General features: G+C 61.9%; 18 protein-coding genes and 1 riboswitch. Of the genes, 6 read left to right on the top strand and 12 right to left on the bottom strand.

The genetic code is table 11. The features are described from left to right. Positions 1-76 precede the first annotated feature (76 nt). From HX812_RS12470 to HX812_RS12505, 8 genes are all read right to left on the bottom strand, one after another. Positions 77-787 carry a membrane integrity-associated transporter subunit PqiC gene (locus HX812_RS12470; RefSeq protein ID WP_033897860.1) on the bottom strand — a complete coding sequence of 237 codons (711 nt, stop codon included), beginning with the start codon at positions 785-787 and terminating at the stop codon, positions 77-79. A gap of 176 nt (positions 788-963) precedes the next feature. After that, positions 964-3228, bottom strand: coding sequence for a DNA topoisomerase IV subunit A (gene parC / locus HX812_RS12475; RefSeq protein ID WP_038844463.1), 2265 nt, complete (start codon positions 3226-3228; stop codon positions 964-966). 70 nt (positions 3229-3298) lie between these two features. Next, positions 3299-4294, bottom strand: coding sequence for an esterase-like activity of phytase family protein (locus tag HX812_RS12480; protein ID WP_038844461.1), 996 nt, complete (start codon positions 4292-4294; stop codon positions 3299-3301). Continuing rightward, a complete protein-coding gene (gene parE / locus HX812_RS12485) occupies positions 4294-6201 on the bottom strand; it encodes a DNA topoisomerase IV subunit B (protein WP_038844459.1) in 1908 nt (635 codons plus the stop codon). Before parE ends, HX812_RS12480 begins: the two co-directional genes overlap by 1 nt. 45 nt (positions 6202-6246) lie before the next feature. Continuing rightward, positions 6247-6855, bottom strand: a complete 609-nt coding sequence (locus HX812_RS12490) for a YqiA/YcfP family alpha/beta fold hydrolase (protein ID WP_033897856.1) — start codon at positions 6853-6855, stop codon at positions 6247-6249. A 49-nt stretch (positions 6856-6904) separates the two neighbouring features. Continuing rightward, positions 6905-7720 carry a 3',5'-cyclic-AMP phosphodiesterase gene (cpdA, locus tag HX812_RS12495; protein WP_038844457.1) on the bottom strand — a complete coding sequence of 272 codons (816 nt, stop codon included), beginning with the start codon at positions 7718-7720 and terminating at the stop codon, positions 6905-6907. Between the two features lie 97 nt (positions 7721-7817). Further along, positions 7818-8267 carry a DUF1249 domain-containing protein gene (locus tag HX812_RS12500; protein WP_003171323.1) on the bottom strand — a complete coding sequence of 150 codons (450 nt, stop codon included), beginning with the start codon at positions 8265-8267 and terminating at the stop codon, positions 7818-7820. After that, complete coding sequence (locus HX812_RS12505; RefSeq protein ID WP_038844455.1) at positions 8258-8875, bottom strand: NUDIX domain-containing protein; 618 nt, start codon at positions 8873-8875, stop codon at positions 8258-8260. The genes HX812_RS12500 and HX812_RS12505 overlap by 10 nt, the downstream gene beginning before the upstream one ends. Before the next feature lie 192 nt (positions 8876-9067). On the opposite strand from HX812_RS12505, the gene HX812_RS12510 reads away from it, so the two are divergent. After that, a complete protein-coding gene (locus tag HX812_RS12510; protein ID WP_038844453.1) occupies positions 9068-9805 on the top strand; it encodes an RsiV family protein in 738 nt (245 codons plus the stop codon). Here HX812_RS12510 and cytX read toward each other — a convergent pair. Together cytX and thiC are read right to left on the bottom strand one after the other, a co-directional pair. Then, positions 9774-11063 carry a putative hydroxymethylpyrimidine transporter CytX gene (cytX, locus tag HX812_RS12515; protein WP_038844451.1) on the bottom strand — a complete coding sequence of 430 codons (1290 nt, stop codon included), beginning with the start codon at positions 11061-11063 and terminating at the stop codon, positions 9774-9776. The genes HX812_RS12510 and cytX overlap by 32 nt on opposite strands. Before the next feature lie 138 nt (positions 11064-11201). Continuing rightward, the gene (thiC, locus tag HX812_RS12520) at positions 11202-13091 is read right to left on the bottom strand and encodes a phosphomethylpyrimidine synthase ThiC (RefSeq protein ID WP_038844449.1); all 1890 of its coding nucleotides are present in this window, start codon (positions 13089-13091) and stop codon (positions 11202-11204) included. 149 nt (positions 13092-13240) lie between these two features. Further along, positions 13241-13346: riboswitch (TPP riboswitch) on the bottom strand. Between the two features lie 194 nt (positions 13347-13540). On the opposite strand from thiC, the gene HX812_RS12525 reads away from it, so the two are divergent. Next, the gene (locus HX812_RS12525) at positions 13541-14980 is read left to right on the top strand and encodes a TolC family outer membrane protein (protein ID WP_028615490.1); all 1440 of its coding nucleotides are present in this window, start codon (positions 13541-13543) and stop codon (positions 14978-14980) included. Here HX812_RS12525 and waaA read toward each other — a convergent pair. Beyond that, entirely contained in the window at positions 14974-16248 is a 1275-nt protein-coding gene (gene waaA, locus HX812_RS12530; protein ID WP_038844447.1) for a lipid IV(A) 3-deoxy-D-manno-octulosonic acid transferase, read from the bottom strand. The two genes, HX812_RS12525 and waaA, sit on opposite strands and share 7 nt — an antisense overlap. Before the next feature lie 23 nt (positions 16249-16271). Beyond that, positions 16272-17162 (bottom strand): LysR family transcriptional regulator, encoded by an 891-nt coding sequence (locus HX812_RS12535; RefSeq protein WP_038844445.1) that lies wholly within the window; start codon positions 17160-17162, stop codon positions 16272-16274. A gap of 102 nt (positions 17163-17264) precedes the next feature. On the opposite strand from HX812_RS12535, the gene HX812_RS12540 reads away from it, so the two are divergent. Genes HX812_RS12540 through HX812_RS12555 form a run of 4 tightly spaced genes read left to right on the top strand, consistent with a single transcriptional unit; the run spans position 17265 to position 20641 of the window. Continuing rightward, a complete protein-coding gene (locus HX812_RS12540; RefSeq protein ID WP_010213655.1) occupies positions 17265-17600 on the top strand; it encodes a multidrug efflux SMR transporter in 336 nt (111 codons plus the stop codon). A gap of 55 nt (positions 17601-17655) precedes the next feature. Beyond that, positions 17656-18831 (top strand): FAD-binding oxidoreductase, encoded by a 1176-nt coding sequence (locus HX812_RS12545; protein WP_038844443.1) that lies wholly within the window; start codon positions 17656-17658, stop codon positions 18829-18831. Then, entirely contained in the window at positions 18828-19640 is an 813-nt protein-coding gene (locus HX812_RS12550) for an aldo/keto reductase (RefSeq protein WP_038844441.1), read from the top strand. Before HX812_RS12545 ends, HX812_RS12550 begins: the two co-directional genes overlap by 4 nt. A gap of 41 nt (positions 19641-19681) precedes the next feature. Further along, positions 19682-20641 (top strand): hypothetical protein, encoded by a 960-nt coding sequence (locus HX812_RS12555; protein WP_028615485.1) that lies wholly within the window; start codon positions 19682-19684, stop codon positions 20639-20641. Positions 20642-20730: the final 89 nt, after the last annotated feature.

Genomic DNA, 20730 nt, shown 5'->3' on the forward strand with positions numbered 1-20730 from the left:
CTTATTCAGGACGGGACAGCCACAACAAAAAAGGCCCGCTGAGTCAGCGGGCCTTTTTTAGTGTCGGTGATTCAAGTCAGAACCTGAACACTTCCATATCCGTACGAATCGGCGTTGCCATCGGCATCTTCGGCTTCTGCGGTTCTGCCGGCTTGGCCTGCACCGGAGCGCTCTGCTTGCGCGGCGCTTCGGCAATCGGCGGCTGGTTGGCCAATGGCTTGAGGGCCACCGACAACTGCTGTGCCAGATGCTGCAACAACACACCCTGGGCCTGGACCTGGGACGCGGTGGTGCCCGTGTGTTGCTCCTGCAGGTGCACGATGCGGTTATCGCGCACCTGCCCACGACGATCGATCAAACGCCATTGCGCATCGAGGATCGCCGGTTGCGACGTACCGGAGTCAAGACGGGTAATGGTCAGCAACACCTGCACATCCGGGGTAAACCCCGTCGGCGCGGGCGCCAGCACCACACGCTGGCTATCCAGTTGACCCGCCACCTGGCGCAACATCAATTGGTTGATGTCGGAGGACAAACTGCCCGCCCAACGACCATCGGTGGAACCTTGCAGGCTGCCGTCGTTCTGACGTTGCAGCAGTGTTTCGCGTTGCAGGTAGTCGGCGACGACCACCGGGCCCAGCAAGACGGCCATGCCGGCAGTCTGTGCAGGTTGAGCCGGACTTCCGCTGTCCAGCTGGTACAGCGACACCGGCTGGTGTGTGCTGCAACCCGCCAGCCCCAAAAGGCCAGCGAGCACAAAAAATAAAGGAAGGCGTGGAGCAGTCATCATCCCATCCAGGTGGCTGCCACAAGGCGAACCACAATGTAATACTAAAAATAACCTAAACACGCTCGGCCACGCCGGCGCTGGAAAGGCCATATCATCCGTGAATATGCGCCATGACTCCAGCGCCAAAGCGTCGATCTACGCGTTAAATCGTAGATCGAGGGCTCTAATACGCGTTAAACCGGCGTTTCCACCAGCAAAGCATCCACGCGCTGGAAGCCGCGAGGCAATTTGTTACCACGCCGACCGCGCTCACCCTTGTAATGCTCAAGGTCGTCAGGACGCAACGACAGGGTACGTTTACCGGCTTGAAGCACCAACGTCGCGCCTTCCGGGATCACTGCGATGTCGGTCACGTACTCTTCGCGACTGGCCACCCGCTCGCCGGGAATACCAATGATCTTGTTGCCCTTGCCTTTGCCCAACTGCGGCAAGTCGCTGATCTTGAACACCAGCAAACGCCCTTCGGTGGTCACCGACGCCAGCCAGTTGCTCTCGCGATCGTCCACCGGCCGCGGCAGGATCACCTTGGCGTTGTTCGGCAAGCTCAGCAAGGCCTTACCGGCCTTGTTCTTGGCCTGCAGGTCTTCACCCTTGACCACAAAACCGTAACCCGCATCGGACGCAATCACGTACAGCGCGTCATCATCCGGCAGCAACACACACTCGAAATTCGCCCCTGGCGGCGGCGTCAGGCGCCCGGTCAACGGCTCACCCTGCCCCCGTGCAGACGGCAAAGTGTGGGCCGGCACCGAATAACTGCGCCCGGTGGAGTCGATAAACACCGCAAACTGGTTGGAACGCCCGGCAGCGGCGGTCTTGAAGCCGTCGCCGGCCTTGTACGACAAGCCAGTGGCGTCAATATCATGCCCTTTGGCGGAACGAACCCAACCCTTTTCCGACAGAACGACGGTAATTTTCTCGTTTGGCAGCAGCTCAGTTTCTGTCAGAGCTTTCGCTTCAGCACGCTGGACGATTGGCGAACGACGGTCATCGCCGTAGGTTTCGGCATCTTTGATCAGCTCGCTGCGCACCAGCTTCTTCAGCTTGGCTTCGCTGCCCAGCAGCGCTTGCAGCTTGGCTTGTTCCTTGAGCAGCGCATCTTGTTCGTCGCGCAGCTTCATTTCTTCCAGTCGCGCCAACTGACGCAAGCGGGTGTCGAGGATGTAGTCGGCCTGGATCTCGCTCAGCTCGAAACGCGCGATCAGCTCGGCTTTCGGGTGCTCGGCGGTACGGATGATGTGGATCACTTCATCCAGGTTGAGGTAGGCAATCAGCAAGCCGTCCAACAGGTGCAGGCGACGCTCGACCTTATCCAGGCGGAACTGCAGGCGGCGACGCACGGTCTGCACCCGGAACTCCAGCCATTCCACCAGCAAGTTGCGCAGGTTTTTCAGCTGCGGCTTGCCGTCCAGACCGATGATGTTGACGTTGACCCGGTAGCTGGACTCCAAATCCGTGCTGGCAAACAAATGCTGCATCAGCACTTCGTGATCGACCCGGCTGTTGGTCGGGATGATCACGATGCGGCAGGGGTTTTCATGGTCGGATTCGTCACGCAGGTCGGCAACCTGCGGCAATTTCGACGGTTTGGCCTGCATCAGCGCGGCGATCTGCTCCAGCACCTTGGCACCCGACACCTGGTGCGGCAGCGCGGTAACAATGATATCGCCGTCTTCGACGTGGTAAACAGCGCGCATGCGCACCGAGCCCTTGCCGGTCTCGTACATCTTCAGCAGGTCGGCGCGCGGCGTGATGATTTCCGCTTCGGTCGGGTAGTCCGGGCCCTGGATATGTTCGCAGAGCTGTTCCACCGTGGCTTTCGGCTCATCGAGCAAGCGCACGCACGCGGTGGCGACTTCACGCAGGTTGTGCGGCGGCACGTCAGTGGCCATGCCGACGGCGATGCCGGTGGTGCCATTGAGCAGAATATTCGGCAAACGCGCCGGCAACACCAGCGGCTCGTCGAGGGTGCCGTCGAAGTTAGGCCCCCAGTCAGCGGTGCCCTGGCCCAATTCGCTCAGCAGGACTTCCGAGTAACGCGACAGGCGTGCCTCGGTGTAGCGCATCGCAGCGAACGACTTGGGATCATCCGGCGCACCCCAGTTGCCCTGGCCGTCTACCAGCGTGTAGCGATAGCTGAACGGTTGGGCCATCAACACCATGGCTTCGTAGCAGGCGGAATCGCCGTGGGGGTGGAACTTACCGAGCACGTCACCGACGGTACGCGCCGACTTCTTGTGCTTGGAATCGGCGTCCAGGCCCAACTCACTCATGGCGTAGATAATGCGCCGCTGTACCGGCTTCAGGCCGTCGCCGATATGCGGCAAGGCACGGTCCATGATCACGTACATGGAGTAGTTGAGGTAGGCATTTTCGGTGAAGTCAGCCAGCGACCGGCGTTCTACGCCATCTAAGCTGTCTGCGAGGATGTCACTCATGCGGGCCTCATCATTTGGTAAGACGCAGCGAAAATGTCGCGACGTCGGGTCAATTCAAGAAAATTCAAGTTCATGGCTGGGCACTCCAACCACCGGCCGGGGCGGCAAAACGATAGACCACCGGGCGTTTTTCACCGTCGGCACGCGGGCCGAAATTGTTGTCGATGCCCAGCCAGGCGCCCTCTGCGTCCACCACCAATGCTTCAGCCAGGCCATAAGACTGGGGATAACGCCGCTCGGGCGTCAGGGTCTCGTCGGCAAACGACCAGCACAACTCGACCTTGGCCGTGACCGCATCCCGCCGGCAAATCTGGAACGCATTGCGCTCCAGGGTAAACAGCTTGCCGTTGAACAGCGCCAGGTCGGCAAAATCCTTGGACACCGCCTTGGGGTTCGGGAACTGGGCCGGTTGCACTTCCTGCCCGGCTTCGCTCAACAAGACGCAGGGGCCGTCACAGTCCCACAGGCTTTGCGGACGCTTGATCGAAATCAGGCCGCGTCGCTCACGTTCGGCTGCCAGCCAGATCTGGTTGCCTTCGGGATTGATCGCCAGGCCTTCAAACAATGCATTGAAGTGCAGCAGCATGCCGCTGGCGCGCGCTTCACGCACCATGCCCGGCGCAATCTTCAACCACTCAGGCGCACCCGTCACCGGCACTTGCAGCACCGCCGCATGGGCTTCACTGACAATGTAGCGGTTGCCGGCGGCATCGCAGGTAATGCCTTCAAAGTCCAAGTCACCACCGCGAATGAACGAAGCGGCCTTGGTGCGCGAACGCAAACCCCAGGGCAGCCCGGATTCCGGCACCGGCGGCACGTCGATCTTTACCGCCTCGGCCTGCCAGGTCGGCGCACTGATATCCAGGCGGTAGATCTGGTCGTCATCACGGTCGGAAACCGTCCACAACTCTTTGCCACACAAGGCCAGGCCCGACAGGTTGCCGCCGCGCATGCCGTCTACCGGGTGCTCGGACACCAGCTTCAACTCAGCCACGGGTGCGGCCACCACTGGGGTAGCCGCCAGCCCGCTCAACATCAGGATCGCCAGGGCGAAACCTGTGCGCATCAGCCCAGAACCTCGGCCAGGTTGCCTTTGGATTCCAGCCAGGACTTGCGGTCCGGCGCGCGTTTCTTCGCCAGCAGCATGTCCATCATTTCCGAGGTGGCGGCGAAGTCTTCGCCCAGGGTCAACTGCACCAGGCGCCGGGTGTTCGGGTCCATGGTGGTTTCGCGCAGTTGTGGCGGGTTCATTTCACCCAGGCCCTTGAATCGTGTGACCTGTGGCTTGCCGCGCTTCTTCTCGGCCACCAGGCGGTCGAGAATGCCGTCGCGCTCGGCTTCGTCCAGGGCGTAGTAAATCTCCTTGCCCAGGTCGATCCGGTACAACGGCGGCATGGCGACGTAGACGTGACCGGCATCCACCAGCGGGCGGAAGTGCTGTACGAACAGCGCGCACAGCAGCGTGGCGATATGCAGGCCGTCGGAGTCGGCGTCGGCAAGGATGCAGATCTTGCCGTAGCGCAGTTGGCTCATGTCCGCTGCACCTGGGTCAACACCAATGGCCACGGCGATGTTGTGCACTTCCTGGCTGGCCAGGACTTCGCTGCCATCGACTTCCCAGGTGTTGAGGATCTTGCCGCGCAACGGCAGGATCGCCTGGAATTCCTTGTCCCGTGCTTGCTTGGCGGAACCACCGGCGGAGTCACCTTCCACCAGGAACAGCTCGGAACGCATCGGGTCTTGCCCGGCGCAATCGGCCAGCTTGCCGGGCAATGCCGGGCCCTGGGTGATGCGCTTGCGCTCGACCTTCTTACTGGCCTTCAGGCGACGGCCGGCGTTGTTGATCGCCAGTTCCGCCAGGGCCAGGCCCAGCTCTGGGTGCTCGTTGAGCCACAGGCTGAAGGCATCCTTGACCACACCGGAGACAAACGCCGCCGCTTCGCGAGACGACAGGCGCTCCTTGGTCTGGCCAGAGAATTGCGGCTCCTGCATTTTCATCGACAGCACGAACGCGATGCGCTCCCACACGTCTTCCGGCGCCAGCTTCACGCCACGCGGCAGCAGGCTGCGGTATTCGCAGAATTCGCGCATGGCATCCAGCAAGCCCTGGCGCAAACCGTTGACGTGGGTGCCGCCCTGGGCGGTCGGGATCAGGTTGACGTAGCTTTCCTGCACGCTGTCGCCACCTTCCGGTAGCCACAACAACGCCCAATCCACGGCTTCTTTATTACCCGCCAGGCTGCCGCAGAACGGCTCGTTGGGCAGGCGCTCGAAGTCGCTGACGGAGTCTTCCAGGTACGAACGCAGGCCGTCTTCGTAGTGCCACTCGACCTTCTCACCGGTGCCTTTGTCTTCAAAAGTCACCAGCAGGCCTGGGCACAGGACAGCCTTGGCCTTGAGCACGTGCTTGAGGCGGCTGATGGAGAATTTTGGCGAATCGAAATATTTCGGGTCCGGTGCAAAGTACACACTGGTGCCGGTGTTGCGCTTGCCAACGGTGCCGATCACTGCCAAGTCGGTGGCTTTGTAGCCATCGGCGAACGTCATCTCGTACTCGTTGCCGTCGCGCTTGACCCTGACGCGAACCAACGTGGACAGGGCGTTGACCACGGAAATACCCACACCGTGCAAGCCGCCGGAGAACTGGTAGTTCTTGTTGGAGAACTTGCCACCCGCATGCAGCTTGGTGAGGATCAGCTCAACGCCGGGTACACCCTCTTCCGGGTGGATATCCACCGGCATGCCGCGACCATCGTCGGACACTTCCAGGGAATGGTCAGCGTGGAGAATGACATGCACCGACTTGGCGTGACCGGCCAGGGCTTCGTCGACGCTGTTGTCGATGACTTCCTGGGCAAGGTGGTTCGGCCGACTGGTATCGGTGTACATGCCGGGGCGTTTGCGCACCGGGTCGAGGCCCGAGAGGACTTCGATGGCGTCGGCGTTATAAGAGCTAGCGCTGGGAGTGGCCATGGGGTCTCGTCGTGAGTCGTTCGATTAAAAAGTGACCTGCGATTCTTACAATGAAGAAAAATCGAAGGATTGATACTGATCTGCGCCAATGCCGGCAAAGCTCAACATGGCCGGCAATTGCTGGGCGAACCCCTGGTAACCATGGTCGCCGCCGGCCTGGATGCGCAAGGCACAGGCCCGGTAATACTGCTGGGCGAGGCGATAATCCAGGGTTTCATCCCCGGTCTGCAACCACACCTGATACCGCGCCGCATCCTGGGGAGCCGGTACTTCCAGCTCGGCCAGCGCCGTGACGTGGTCGTGGGTCAGTTCCCAGGTTTCATCGGTGTAGAGGTTCTTCTGGGTGCCCAGGTAACCGTCGAACATCCGGTGAGGGCTGACCGCCGGGTTCACCAGCAGCGCCTTGAGGCCATGGCGCTCGGCAAGATGGGTTGCATAGTAGCCGCCGAGTGAGCTGCCGACCAGCAGTGGCCGCCCCAGTTCAGCGATCGCCGCTTCCAACTGAGGAATCGCCTGACGGGGATGGTGATGCAGGGCCGGTACGCGCAATTGGTCGGCCAGGCCGATGGCGCCCATTACGGTGATCAACTGAGTGGCCTTGTTGGACGCAGGCGCGCTGTTGAAACCGTGGATATACAGGATCGAAGCGGACATGCCGGGCTCTCCATGCTTGCGCCAAAAAGGCGCAGTTTACAGGTAAATCTCAGTAGCCGTTGCTACCGTAATCCACCGTAAACGCGAAGCCGACCAAGCGCTCTACCCCGGTCTCCAACCGTCCGTCGGCATGCAGCCGCAGCCAGCGGTAGCCCGGCGCTTGCTCGCTGACCTTGAAATCCTTGCTGCCCGGTGCGAACTGGATGCAGGTGGACGGCGATGCCAGCAGGCGCACGCCGTTGCGCTCGCGGTCGATTTCCTGGTGCACATGCCCCCACAGCACCGCCCGCACCTGCGGAAAACGGTCAAGCACGGCAAACAACGTCTCAGGATTGCGCAAGCCAATGGGGTCCATCCAGGCGCAACCGATGGGCACCGGATGATGGTGAAAGCACACCAGATGATGACGGTTAGGCGCTTCGCTCAGGGCCTGGGCGAGCAGCTGCAACTGTTGGTCTTGCAGGTAGCCCGGCACTGAACCGGGTACGGCGGAATCCAGCAGGGTCACGCGCCAGTTGCCGATATCGACCACCGGCTCCAGCAGATCGCTGTGCACGGCGGCGTGAGCCATGATTTGCGGCTCGTCATGATTGCCGGGAATCCAGCGCGCCGGGGCGTCGATCTGCCGGGTCATGTCGCGAAATTGCTGGTAGGACTCCAGCGTGCCGTCCTGGGACAGATCCCCCGTGGCCAACACCAAATCGATGCGCGGCTGCTGCGCGCGCACCCGTTCAATCACGCCTTGCAGGCTGTCACGGGTGTTCATGCCCAGCAGCGTACCGTCGGCCTCGGCAAACAAATGGCTGTCGGACAGTTGCACCAGCAATGCGGGCGCATCGGGACTCACAGTGGATACGCTCGGCAAGGCGCTCTCCCAAGGCAATCACAGGAATGGACGTGTGGCGTGATTATGCTGGGGCAGGACACAAGAGGAAACCTTGGGAAGCAGATGCAGTTCACATCTACCGCACAACTTCGAACTCATGGCCCAAGGCCAGGCAATGGCTCAACCATTCACCGAGGAACACATTGAGCTGTGCTTTCTCATCGGGCTGGTGCATGAACACGTTGGGGTAAGGATAGATGCTGCGAAAGCGTCGTGCATGCTCGGCGCTGATCACTTCGGCCATCCGCGCGTCGTGGTACACCTGCACTTCCAGTTGCGGCACCGGCAGCCAGGGCAGGCTGTGTTCCTGACGCACGCGCAGGGTGGTGGTGTACGGGCAGTTGACGATGACTTCCAGCGCCAGCACGCCGAGCATCTGGTCGCCGTGGGTCACGCCGATGCGCCGGGCCTCGGGGGCGTGGCGCATGTCAGGGAGCAGGCGCATCAGCCGCGCGTAGTTGGCCTCGCAAGCCGCTTGCAGCCCGATCAGGTCGACTCGATAACGTTCCCGTGCCTTTACTGCCATAACCCCCTCACTTCCGCGCGATTAAGCGCAAGCCATTGCAGGGCGATAATGCTGGCTGCGTTGGAAATTTTGCCGTCGCGCACCGCTTGCAGGGCATCTTCGAAGGCCCAGACGGTGACGCGGATATCTTCAGCTTCTTCTTCCAATCCATGGACGCCCCCCACACCGGCGCTGTCGCAGCGACCCAGGTACAAGTGCACATATTCGGTACTGCCGCCGGGCGACGGGAAATATTTGGTGATCGGCCACAACGCGGAGAACGTCAGCCCAGCTTCCTCCTCGGCTTCGCGGTGCGCAACTTCCTCAGGTTGCTCGTCCTTGTCGATCAGGCCGGCGACCATTTCGATCATCCAGGGGTTGTCGGTACGGCCCATGGCACCGACGCGAAACTGCTCGTTCAACACCACTTCATCGCGCTGCGGGTCGTAGGGCAATACACACACGGCATCATGGCGCACAAACACTTCGCGGTTGATCACCCGGCTCATGCTGCCGTCGAATTTCTCGTGGCGCAGTTGCAGGTGATCGAGCTTGTAGAAACCTGTGTAGAGGTTGTCGTGCTGAACCATTTCGATCTTGCCCGGCGCCGATTTTGCAAAATCCGTCATATCCCATCCCCGTTGAACCTGCGCAATTGGCGCCATCCTAACGCGCCCGTGCCTCCGGATGCAGCCCCTTTCCAGTTGCCGGGATAGACGGCGGGCGTCAAACTCACTCTAATGAGCTTAGTGGCGAACTGACTGCCTTGCCGGTAGTCGAAGCTGCACAATTTCGCTCTTATCGACGGACGAAGACCCTACATGTCGCTTTTAAAAATCGCCTCCGTGGCCTGTATCGCATTGACCCTCGGTGCCTGCCAAAGCCTGTTCCAGCCCAGCTACAAAACCCCGCTGGACGCCACCCGCGACGCCACCGAGCAAAGCAAGCCAGGCTGCGCCAGCGCCGACTGCCCGCTGGTGAATATCGACACGGTGCACTTTGCCAAGGAGCCCAAGTTGGACGCCTTGATCGAACAGCGCCTGCTGGAAATGACCCAGGCCGACCCGTTGCCAACCAGCCTCGCGACGTACAGCGAGCAGTTCCTGCGCACCGCCGCGCCACGCAACAGCATGTACTTGCAAGCCAAGGTACGTGAGCAGCATGACGGCTTGGTGATCATCGAACTCTCCAGCTACCTGGACCAGGGCGCCACCCATGGCGAGCCAGGCCGCGCGTTCATCAACTATTCGCGCCAGCAGCAAAAGGCCCTGACCCTCACCGACATGTTGCTGCCCGGCAAGGAAGACGCCTTCTGGAAAGCCGCCCAGGTGGCCCATAACAGCTGGCTGATCAGCACCCGCCTGAGCCTGGAGCCGGAGTACGTGAAACAGTACCCCTTCCAGAAAACCCCGAACGTGGCGCTCACCTACGGTGGCGTGATCCTCAAGTACCCCACCACCACCATCGCGCCGTATGCCTTGGGCCACGTCGAGTTACAGATTCCTTACTCGCGCCTGGACGGCATCCTCAAGCCTGAACTGGTGCCTGCGCGCCGCTGAAGGCCCGGCCCAGGATCAGCTGCAACAGCCCTGCCAGCACCAGCGCTGGCAGGGTTGCACCGACATCCGGATACAGATTGGCCAGCAGGTGGTAAGTCGCAATGCCACCCAGCCAGGCGACTAAAGCCGGCCAGCGCAGACTGGCTACTGCACCCGCGCTACGACGGCGCAGAATGAAGTGATCCACCAGCACCACGCCGAACAGCGGCGCGAAGACCGAGCCGATCAGCAGCAGGAAGTTCTGGTACTGAGCCAATGGCGCAAAGCAGGCGATGAGCGTGCAGATCACGCCAATCGCCAGCGCCAGGTGCTCGACCTTCAAACGCAACAATATCCCGCTGGAAACCGCCGCCGAGTGAATATCGGCGAAGGCGTTTTCCGATTCATCCAACAGGATCAATAGCAGCGGGATTCCCAGGCCAGCCCCGGCCAACGCCAGCAACAGCGCGTTCACTTCGCCGCTCGGCGCAAACGCCAGGGTGTAGGCCACGCCCAGGCTCATCAGCCAGAAATTACCGATGAAGAACCCCAGCGCGGTACCGCCGAACACACTTTTGGCACGCTTGCCGAAGCGTGAGTAATCCGCGATCAGCGGCAGCCACGACAGCGGCATGGCGATGGCGATATCAAAACCCACCGCAAACGGCATCGAACCGTCACCCGTCCTGGCCCAGAGTGCGGCGAGGTCGGCTTTGGCGAACAGGTTCCACGTCAGCCACAGGCAGGCGGTGAGCAGCAGCCAGATCCCCCATTTGCGCAGGACCTGGCGCACAAAGGTCAGCGGGCCACTGACCGCGAGCAGCGTTGCCAGACCGCCGAAGAACAGGGTCCACAGCAATGGGCTGGCCAACAGGCTGCCTTCGCTGAACGCCCGCGTGCCCAACAGGCTGGCTGCGTCGCGCATCACGATGATTTCGAACGAGCCCCAGCCGATCAGTTGCAGCAGATTCAGCAACGCCGGCAGGCTGGCACCTTTGGCGCCAAGACTGAGCTTGAGGGCGGCCATGGCGGACAGGCCGGTGTCGCTGCCGATCACGCCGACGGCGGCCAGCAACAGCACGCCCACCAGGGTGCCGAGGAAAATCGCCAGCAACGAGCCGGACAGGCCCAGGCCCGGCGCAAGCAAGGCGCCGGTCTGCAGGACCATCAGGCCGATGCCGAGGGAGAACCAGAGTGAGAACAGGTCGCGGGCGCCGAAGACTCTTTTGTCGCTCGGTACTGCGATATCCGGGGAGTAAGTACTCGGTTGAATGCTCAAGGGTGTTATCTCTGAGGAACATTTGTTGTTTGGGAGATTGCATTCGCGAGCAAGCCCGCTCCCACACTTGGAATGCGTTCCAAATGTGGGAGCGGGCTTGCTCGCGAAGAGGCCGGCACAGCCTCCAACAATCCCGGATCAGACCTTTTTGTAAAGCTGACTGCCTTCCTGCTTGAACCGCTCCGCCTGCTCGGCCAAGCCCTTGGCGACATCCACATCCACCGCTTCAATGCGCTGGTTGGCCGCGTATTCACGCACTTCCTGGGTGATCTTCATCGAGCAGAACTTCGGCCCGCACATGGAGCAGAAATGCGCGACCTTGGCCGAGTCCTTCGGCAGGGTTTCATCGTGGTACGAACGCGCGGTATCCGGATCCAGGCCCAGGTTGAACTGGTCTTCCCAGCGGAATTCGAAGCGCGCCTTGCTCAAGGCGTTGTCGCGAATCTGCGCGCCTGGATGCCCCTTGGCCAAGTCCGCTGCGTGGGCCGCGATCTTGTAGGTAATGATCCCGGTCTTCACGTCATCCTTGTTCGGCAGACCCAAGTGTTCCTTGGGCGTCACGTAGCAAAGCATGGCGCAACCGAACCAGCCGATCATCGCCGCGCCGATGCCGGAGGTGATGTGGTCGTAGCCCGGCGCAATGTCGGTGGTCAGCGGGCCAAGGGTGTAGAACGGCGCTTCGTCGCAGCATTCGAGCTGCTTGTCCATGTTCTCCTTGATCAACTGCATCGGCACGTGGCCGGGGCCTTCGATCATGGTTTGCACGTCGTGCTTCCAGGCGGTCTTGGTCAGCTCGCCGAGGGTTTCCAGCTCGCCGAATTGCGCGGCGTCGTTGGCGTCGGCAATCGAGCCTGGGCGCAGGCCGTCGCCGAGGGAGAAGCTGACGTCGTAGGCCTTCATGATTTCGCAGATTTCGTCGAAATGCGTGTAGGTAAAGTTCTCTTTGTGGTGCGCCAGGCACCACTTGGCCATGATCGAACCGCCACGGGACACGATGCCAGTGACGCGCTTGGCGGTCAGCGGCACGTAGCGCAGCAGCACGCCAGCGTGGATGGTGAAGTAATCCACGCCCTGCTCGGCCTGTTCGATCAGGGTGTCGCGGAACAGCTCCCAGGTCAGGTCCTCGGCGGCGCCGCCGACTTTTTCCAGGGCCTGGTAGATCGGTACAGTGCCGATCGGCACGGGCGAGTTGCGGATGATCCACTCGCGGGTTTCGTGGATGTGCTTGCCGGTGGACAAATCCATCACGGTGTCCGAACCCCAGCGAATGCCCCACGTCAGTTTCGCCACTTCTTCTTCGATGTACGAACCGAGGGCGCTGTTGCCGATGTTGCCGTTGATCTTCACCAGGAAGTTACGGCCGATGATCATCGGTTCCAGTTCGGTGTGGTTGATGTTGGCCGGGATGATCGCGCGGCCACGGGCGATTTCTTCGCGCACAAACTCCGGGGTGATGATCTTCGGCACGCTGGCGCCAAAGCTGTGACCGGCGTGTTGCTGGTCGAGCAGGCCAGTGGCGCGGGCTTCTTCCAGCTTCATGTTTTCGCGGATGGCGACGTACTCCATCTCGGCGGTGATGATGCCTTTGCGCGCGTAGTGCATCTGCGTGACGTTGGCGCCGGCCTTGGCACGACGTGGGTTCTTCACGTGGGCAAAGCGCAGCGCGGTGAGTTCGGCATCGCTCAAGCGTTGCTGGCCGAAATGCGAGCTGAGGCCTGGCAGGCGCTCGGTGTCGTTACGCACTTCGATCCATGGCGAGCGTACATCGCCAAGGCCTTTGCGCACGTCAATGATGACGTTAGGGTCGGTGTACGGGCCAGAGGTGTCATAGACCACGACCGGCGCGTTGATTTCACCGCCGAAGTCGGTGGGGGTCACGTCCAGGCTGATTTCGCGCATTGGCACGCGAATGTCCGGGCGGGTGCCTTGTACGTAGATTTTTTGCGAGCGGGTAAAGGGTTGCACAGAGCCGGAGTCGACCTTGGCCGATTCACTCAGGTGCACGGTATTTTTTAGTTTTGTCGTCATCACGGGCTCTCCAACTTATCCAGGCGGTGGATTTTTGTCGGAGCGAACCTGTGACGGATGGACGCACTGAAACCAGTGCTGTGCTTGGCGCACGAGAGCTGTTCAAAAAACGAACAACAACCCGGACGAAGCACAAGAGGACTCGCCGGGTGACGAGAAATCTTGTTCCCTACGCAGGCGCTAACCTGATCAGGTTCAACGGGATCCGGTATTTACCGATCTCAGCCTTCCAACAAGGCACCCCGACAAGAACGCGGCCAGTCTAGACCATGGCGTGGGCAAATTGCCAATGGCGGTGCATTCAGCGTGATGAATGGCTCTTTTGCAGATTGTTGTGCGGTGATCGCGCCACTACACTCGGGAACTGCTTCAAGGCTTGACGCCACACAGGGCGAGCCTTAGCCTTGGGCCATAAATTACATCCATAATATTTATCTAGGGATCGCCTCATGCTGCGCAAACTTTCACTGGCTCTCGCCGTGTCTTGTGCGACCAACGGAATGGTCTGGGCAGCAGAAGCGCCCTTGTCCGCTAAAACTGATTTGGTCAGCGTCTATCAGGAAGCGGTGGACAACAACGCCGACCTGGCCGCCGCCCGCGCCCAATACGGCGCGCAAAAAGAAGTGGTGCCCCAGGCCCGCGCCGGGCTGCTGCCGAACCTGACCGGTGGCGCCGATATCAATAACGTGCGCACCCAGATCGACACGCCCGCCGCCACCGCCAACCGCGACGCACATTCCTGGCGGGCCACCTTGAGCCAGCCGCTGTTCCGTGCCGACCGCTGGTTCCAACTGCAGGCCGCTGAGGCCACCAACGAGCAGGCGGCGCTGCAACTGTCGGCCACCGAGCAGAACCTGATCCTGCAAAGTGCCGAAAACTACTTTGCCGTGTTGCGTGCCCAGGACAACCTGGCGTCGACCAAGGCCGAAGAGAATGCCTTCAAGCGCCAGCTGGACCAGTCCAACGAGCGCTTCGACGTCGGCCTGTCGGACAAGACCGACGTGCTGCAATCCCAGGCCAGCTACGACACCGCCCGCGCCAACCGCATCCTGGCCCAGCGCCAGGTGGAAGACGCGTTCGAAGCCTTGATCACCCTGACCAACCGCCAATACAACTCGATCCAGGGCATTGTCCACACCCTGCCGGTGCTGCCGCCGCTGCCGAACGACGCCAAGGCCTGGGTCGAAACCGCCGGCCGCCAGAACCTCAACCTGCTCGCCAGCAACTACGCCGTGACCGCCGCCGAAGAAACCCTCAAGCAGCGCAAGGCCGGGCACGCGCCGACCCTGGACGCCGTGGCGCAATACGAAAAAGGTGACAACGACGCCTTGGGTTTCAGCAACCCGAATGCGTTCGGCACGCCGTACCGCGGCGATGTGGAACAACGCACCATCGGCCTGCGCCTGAGCATCCCGATCTACAGCGGCGGGCTGACCAGCTCGCAAGTGCGTGAGTCCTACTCGCGCCTGGGCCAGACCGAGCAGCAGCGCGAAGGCCTGCGCCGCCAGGTAGTGGAAAACACCCGTAACCTGCACCGTGCGGTAAACACCGATGTGGAGCAGGTGCAAGCGCGCCGCCAGTCGATCATCTCCAACCAGAGCGCGGTGGAAGCCACGGAAATCGGTTATCAAGTGGGTACGCGCAACATCGTCGATGTGCTGGATTCACAACGCCAGCTCTACGCGTCGGTGCGCAACTACAACAACAGCCGTTATGACTACATCCTCGACAACCTGCGTTTGAAGCAGGCGGCCGGCACCTTGAACCCAGGCGACTTGCAGGACCTGGCGCGCTACTTAAAGGCTGACTACAACCCGGACCGCGACTTCCTGCCGCCAGATCTGGCCAAGGCTGCCGCCGAGCAATTGAAAGCCCGCCCCGGCTATTGAAGCAAACGCCCCAGGCCATCCAGCAAGCGCTTCAACGCGCCCTGGTTGGCCTGCATCACCTTGAGCCCCGCCTGCGCCATCTTGCGCGCATCCTGCGGCAGTTCGAATAACTGGCGCACGGCTTCGGCCAAGCCTTCGGCGTCATCCACCTCGCGCAGCGCCCCGGCTTCACGCATCATCGCGGTGATTTCGAGGAAGTTGAACACGTGCGGCCCCATGATCACAGGCTTGGCCAATGCCGCCGGCTCCAGGGGATTGTGCCCGCCGGTCGCCACCAGGCTGCCGCCGACAAAAGCGCTGTCGGCCAAAGCGTAGAGAAACAGCAATTCGCCCATAGTGTCGCCGAGCAGAACCGAGGTTTGCGCGGTGACGGCTTCGCCGCTGGAGCGACGCACGGTGACAAAACCTTGCTGCTGGCACAGCTCGAACATCGGCCCGAAGCGCTCCTGATGGCGCGGCACCAGAATCAGCAGCGCGTTGGGATAGCTTTCGAGCAATTGGCGATGGGCTGCCAACACCACGTCATCTTCACCTTCATGGGTACTCGCGGCGATCCACACCGGGCGCTCGCTGGCGCCCCATTGCGCGCGCAACGCAGCGGCCCGCGCTGGCAGCTCGGGGTCGATGGTCAGGTCGAACTTGATTGAGCCGGTGACGTCGACGGTTTCCGGCCGAGCGCCGAGGCTCAGGAAGCGTTGGGCTTCGGTGTGCGTCTGCACGGCGAACAGGCTCATTTGCGCCAGCATCGGCGCCGTCAGCTTGGCAAAGCGCGCGTAGCCCTTGGCCGAACGCGCTGACAGCCGCGCATTCGCCAATGCCACCGGAATCCCACGCTGGGCGCAGGCGTGGATATGGTTGGGCCACAGCTCGGTTTCCATGATCACCGCGAGTTTCGGCTGCACACGGTCGAGGAAACGTTTGGCCGCACACGGCAAGTCATACGGCAAATAGCAATGCTGGATGCGCGGCTCGTTGGCGAACAACGCCTGGATGCGCTCGGAGCCGGTGGGCGTCATGCAGGTGACGGTGATCGGCAGCGTCGGATAACGCGCCAGCAACCCGCGCACCATGGGCGCCGCGGCAATGCTCTCGCCCACCGACACGGCATGCACCCAGATCCCGCCGGGTTGCATCACCGGCAAGCCATAGGAAAAGCGCTCGCCGACGCGTTTGGCATAGGCCGGCGCCTTGCGCGCACGCAACCACAGACGTAAAGCCACCAACGGCAGCGCCAGGTAAAACAGACAGCTGTAGAGAGTTCTATTCATGGCGGCGGAGTTTATCGGCTTTTTCAGTCGATCGCCTGCAAGCACTCGGCAAATCGTTTGGCCAGGAAGCGCGCGGCCGGTCCCAGGTGCTCGTCGCGACGCCAGACCAGCTCCACCACCAGGGCCGGCGGCGTCCATTCGCTGTCCAGTTCCACCATTTGTTGCTGATAGGTCGGGTACTGCACGATATGCCGGGGCAGCCAGGCCCAGCCCAGGCCGCTCATCAGCCATTCGGCCAACACGTAGAAACTGTCGGCGCGCCACACCAACGGGCTGGCCGCTTCGCTGCCGGGGTAGACGCTGGTCTGGGTCGACATCAGCAACTGGCGGAACTGTGCCAGGCGCTGGCACGTCACGTAGGGTTCCTGGGCCAGCGGGTGATTCACGCCGCACACCGTGACCATCTCCACACTGCCGACCACCCGTCGCTCCAGAGCTTCGGGGATCTGGTCGTGATAGAACAGAAGGCCCAGGTCAGCCTTGCGCTCCACCAACTTGCGCGCTACATCGCCTTGGGCGGCGCTGGACAGTTGCACTTCCAGCAACGGGTATTGGCCGGCCAGTGCTTCCAGGCTGTCGAGGACCGGCTGGAACAGCATGGCTTCGTCCTGGGCCAGGCGCAGGCACGCCTCTTCGCCGCGGGTCAGTGAAAGCGCCCGGCCATTGAGGCGCTCACATTGGCGCAGCACTTCGCGTGCTTCCTCCAGCAACACGCTGCCGGCTTCGGTCAACCGTGGTTGGCGGCCGCTGCTACGCTCGAACAGGCTGACGCCCAGGTCCGCCTCCAGCATTGCAATCCCATTGCTCACCGCCGACTGCGCCTTGCGCTGTTGGCGCGCCACGGCCGAAAACGAGCGTTGCTCGGCGACGCTGACAAACAGGCGCATCTGCTCCAGATCCCATTGCACGCTCATGGCTCAACCCATCTCCAATTCAGATAGGTAATGACTTTACCCCATCTGATTAAACTCTAGAATGCCAGCCTTATCTGATTGCTTTACCCCGAGGATTGACCCATGAACGTCGCTTACTACTACCTGGCCATTGCCATCTGCTCGGAAGTGATCGCCACCGTGTCCATGAAGGCCATCAAGGGCTGGAGTACGCCGATCCCCCTGCTGCTGGTGATCGTCGGCTACGGCGTGGCGTTCTGGATGCTGACGCTGGTGGTGCGCACGGTGCCGGTGGGCGTGGCCTACGCCGTGTGGGCCGGGATGGGCATTGTGATGGTGAGCATCGCGGCGCTGTTTATCTACGGGCAGAAGCTGGATATCCCGGCGATGCTGGGGATGGGCCTGATTGTGCTGGGCGTGGTGGTGATCCAGCTGTTCTCGAAAACCGCCGGGCACTGACCACCCTTCAACAGGCTGTATACTGCGCCTCTTGTCTTGAACACTGAGGTCGCCCATGCCATCCGTTATTTCCACCGACGTTCTGATTGTCGGCGCCGGGGTTGCCGGCCTCTGGCTGAATGCGCGCCTGCGCCGCCAGGGGTTTTCCACGGTGTTGGTGGAAAACGCCACCTTGGGTGGCGGGCAAAGCGTGAAGTCCCAAGGGATCATTCACGGCGGTGCCAAATACGCCCTGCATGGCGCCCTCACTGGCGCCTCCGAAGCCATTGCCGACATGCCGCGCCGCTGGCGCGAAGCGCTAGCGGGTAACGGTGAGCTGGACCTGACCGGCGTGCGCCTGTTGTCCGAAGCCCATTACCTGTGGTCGCCCGGCACCCTCGCAGGCAACCTCACCAGCTTCTTCGCCAGCAAGGCCGTGCGTGGCCGTGTCGATCAGGTCAAGGGCGACGATCTGCCGCCCGCCCTGCAAGACCGTCGATTCAAGGGCAAGGTCTATCGCCTGGCCGAGTTGGTGGTGGACGTCCCGAGCCTGATCGAACGCCTGGCGCAGTTGGCGGGCGATGGCTTGCTCGCCGGCCAACACATCGAACCGCTGTTGGAAGGCAACAAGCTGGTTGGTTTGAAAGTAGACGACCGTGAGATCCGCGCCCAACGCATCGTGTTGAGCGCCGGTGGCGGCACCGCAGACTTGCTGACTGGCCTGGGCTTAAGCAAGCCGGCCATGCAGAAGCGCCCCCTACACATGATCATCGCCAAAGGCCCCGGCCTGAAGCCGTTGTATGCCCACTGCCTGGGTGGCGGCACCAAACCGCGTATCACTGTCACCACTCACCCGGCCGCCGATGGCAACTGGGTGTGGTACATGGGCGGCGACATTGCCGAAGCCGATGGCGTGGCACGCACGCCGCAAGAACAGATCGCCACCGCGCAGAAAGAGCTTGCTCAGCTGTTGCCGTGGATCGACATGAGCCAAACCCAGTGGGCCACCTTGCGCGTCGACCGCGCCGAGCCGCTGCAATCGGGCCTCACCCGTCCCGACAACGCCTTCATCGCCGAGGAAGGCCGCCTGTTGGTGGGCTGGCCGACCAAACTGGCGCTGGCGCCGGACTTCGCTGATCGGGTGATCAACAGCCTGGAACGTGACGGCATCCGCCCAAGCGCCAGCGAGCCGCTGCCCGACCTGCCAAAACCCGCCATCGGCGTCCCTGCCTGGGAGCAACTGTTGCCATGAGCCTACCTACCCTGCACGACCTGCATCGCCCCCTGGGCAGCACCGGCCTGATGGTTTCGCCCCTGGGCCTGGGCACCGTCAAGCTGGGCCGCGACCAAGGGGTGAAGTACCCCAGCGGCTTTCAGATTCCCGGTGATGACGAGGCGCGCATGCTGTTGCGACAGGCCCGCGAACTGGGCATCAACCTGATCGACACCGCGCCGGCCTATGGCATGAGCGAGGAACGCCTGGGCCCGCTGTTGCGCGGCCAACGCAAGGACTGGGTGATTGTCAGCAAAGTGGGTGAAGAGTTCGAGAATGGCGCATCCACCCACGATTTCAGCGCCGCTCACACCCGCCTGTCGATCGAGCGCAGTTTGAAACGACTTGAAACCGATTTTATCGACCTGGTGCTGGTGCACTCCGACGGTAACGACCTGCACATCCTCAACGACTGTGAGGTCTACCAGACCCTGGCCGAGCTGAAAAAAGAAGGCAAGATCCGCGGTTTCGGCTTCTCCGGCAAAACCGTCGAAGGCGGGGTGAAGGCTCTGGAACAGGGCGATTGCGCCATGGTCACCTACAATTTGAACGAACAGGCCGAGAAAGCCGTCATTGATTATGCGGCCGCCCACGGCAAGGGCATCCTGGTGAAAAAGGCCTTGGCCAGTGGTCACGTGTGCCTGGAGCCTGGAATGGATCCAATTCGTGCGAGTTTCATGCTGTTGTTTGCGCAAACGGGCGTCGCCAGTGCTATTGTCGGGACCATTAATCCGCTGCACCTGGCCCATAACGTGGCGACCGCTGCCCAGGTCATTCGTCAACTCTGATGCCGCCCACGCGGCCGACCCCGTCGCAAGAAGGAGCCGACATGCCGCGAACGCTCATAAGAAAAAACCCCAGCAACTTCAAGACACTGCCGCTGCACGTCGAAGCCACCCCCGAAGGCCTGAGTTACCAGAGCGTCGGCATGCCGCTCAACTTTGCCCAGACCCTGCAACGGCGCAAGCCGGTGGAAGTGGCCGACCCAGAACGCTTCGCCCTGGAACTGGCCAACCTCGGCGTATCGGTACGCCTGACCCTGCACTGGCAAAACCGCGATTATTGGGTACTGGTGCGCCAGCGCCGCCAGGACCGTGGCGATGTGGTGCTCAAGCTGATCTCCGGCTACGTTCCCGCCCATGAACTGAACCTGCCGCTGCACACCGCCATCCAGGAAATCGCCGAAGAGTGCCTGTTGGAGACGCCGGAAGGTTGGCTGGGCGGACGCTTCAATGACACTTGGCTACCGGCGCCCTACTCCGCCGCGCTGCATTACCGTGAAGCCCTGCCCTTTCGCCTCAGCCCGCTGTCCGGTGCCGCCCGGCCGGTACGTTGCGCCACCACCCAATTGATTGAGCGCCCACGCGCCTACGTGCACCTGCCCACCGCCTCCCTGCAATTGATCTATGACCTGCGCCTGGAAGTGCCCAAGGAAGCCAAATCCCTGAGCCTGTTCCATGTGGACGAGCGCCTGGAAGGCGATCAACTGGTGGCACGCCTGGATCGCCAGCGTCCTGACCTGTACCTGATGCCGCTCAAAGACGGCCAGCCCCTGGCCGAGTTGTACACCGTCAAGAAAGACCAGCTGTACCCAGCCAGTACTCGTGGCTTGTACCTGGCGGAAAGTTTCGCCCAGCAGGAAGGCTGGCTGGTGCGTGAGGAGCGGATTCGCTGGAAGGACTGGCTACGTCAGCAGGGGTTGGCGGAGCCGGAGAAAGAGTCGAAATTGAAGCGCTTGGCACAGCGGGTGCTGCGCAAGATCGTGCCCAAGAAAAAAGCCAAGGCCTGAATCAGACTGTAGTGAGCGGGCTTGCCCCGCGCTGGAGTGCATAGCGCTCCGACTTTTTTGGGGCCGCTACGCAGCCCAGCGCGGGGCAA

The sequence above is a fragment of the Pseudomonas sp. IPO3749 genome (assembly GCF_013386605.1).
Lineage (GTDB): Bacteria > Pseudomonadota > Gammaproteobacteria > Pseudomonadales > Pseudomonadaceae > Aquipseudomonas > Aquipseudomonas azotoformans_A.

Coding starts and splice junctions, on each gene's coding strand:
- HX812_RS12470 (WP_033897860.1), bottom strand. CDS start 787: ATGACTGCTCCACGCCTTCCTTTATTTTTTGTGCTCGCTGGCCTTTTG.
- parC (WP_038844463.1), bottom strand. CDS start 3,228: ATGAGTGACATCCTCGCAGACAGCTTAGATGGCGTAGAACGCCGGTCG.
- HX812_RS12480 (WP_038844461.1), bottom strand. CDS start 4,294: ATGCGCACAGGTTTCGCCCTGGCGATCCTGATGTTGAGCGGGCTGGCG.
- parE (WP_038844459.1), bottom strand. CDS start 6,201: ATGGCCACTCCCAGCGCTAGCTCTTATAACGCCGACGCCATCGAAGTC.
- HX812_RS12490 (WP_033897856.1), bottom strand. CDS start 6,855: ATGTCCGCTTCGATCCTGTATATCCACGGTTTCAACAGCGCGCCTGCG.
- HX812_RS12500 (WP_003171323.1), bottom strand. CDS start 8,267: ATGGCAGTAAAGGCACGGGAACGTTATCGAGTCGACCTGATCGGGCTG.
- HX812_RS12505 (WP_038844455.1), bottom strand. CDS start 8,875: ATGACGGATTTTGCAAAATCGGCGCCGGGCAAGATCGAAATGGTTCAG.
- HX812_RS12510 (WP_038844453.1), top strand. CDS start 9,068: ATGTCGCTTTTAAAAATCGCCTCCGTGGCCTGTATCGCATTGACCCTC.
- thiC (WP_038844449.1), bottom strand. CDS start 13,091: ATGACGACAAAACTAAAAAATACCGTGCACCTGAGTGAATCGGCCAAG.
- HX812_RS12525 (WP_028615490.1), top strand. CDS start 13,541: ATGCTGCGCAAACTTTCACTGGCTCTCGCCGTGTCTTGTGCGACCAAC.
- waaA (WP_038844447.1), bottom strand. CDS start 16,248: ATGAATAGAACTCTCTACAGCTGTCTGTTTTACCTGGCGCTGCCGTTG.
- HX812_RS12535 (WP_038844445.1), bottom strand. CDS start 17,162: ATGAGCGTGCAATGGGATCTGGAGCAGATGCGCCTGTTTGTCAGCGTC.
- HX812_RS12540 (WP_010213655.1), top strand. CDS start 17,265: ATGAACGTCGCTTACTACTACCTGGCCATTGCCATCTGCTCGGAAGTG.
- HX812_RS12545 (WP_038844443.1), top strand. CDS start 17,656: ATGCCATCCGTTATTTCCACCGACGTTCTGATTGTCGGCGCCGGGGTT.
- HX812_RS12550 (WP_038844441.1), top strand. CDS start 18,828: ATGAGCCTACCTACCCTGCACGACCTGCATCGCCCCCTGGGCAGCACC.
- HX812_RS12555 (WP_028615485.1), top strand. CDS start 19,682: ATGCCGCGAACGCTCATAAGAAAAAACCCCAGCAACTTCAAGACACTG.